At 72.2% G+C, this 259-nt stretch carries 1 protein-coding gene; it reads right to left on the bottom strand.

Features of this window, described 5'->3' with window-relative positions; translation table 11 throughout:
* Positions 1 to 259 (bottom strand): beta-ketoacyl synthase N-terminal-like domain-containing protein (locus UK12_RS35760; RefSeq protein WP_045307400.1); only part of this gene is annotated, 259 nt, incomplete at both ends.

Raw genomic sequence — 259 nt, 5'->3', positions numbered from 1 at the left:
CAGCCGCTGCTGCGGGTCCATGGCCAGCGCCTCGCGCGGGCTGATCTCGAAGAACGCCGGGTCGAACTCGGCGGCGTCGTGCAGGAAGCCGCCACCGCGCGCATAGAAGGTGCCCTGGCGGTCGGGGTCCGCGTCGTAGAGGTCGGAGAGCTTCCAGCCGCGGTCGGTGGGGAACTCGGAGATGGCGTCGCCGGAGTCGGCGACCAGCTGCCAAAGGGCCTCCGGCGACTCCACGCCGCCGGGGAACCGGCAGCTCATC

Source organism: Saccharothrix sp. ST-888 (assembly GCF_000955975.1).
Lineage (GTDB): Bacteria > Actinomycetota > Actinomycetes > Streptomycetales > Streptomycetaceae > Kitasatospora.
The sequence above is the reverse complement of the archived record's forward strand: the minus strand, read 5'-3'. Positions and strand labels throughout refer to the sequence as shown.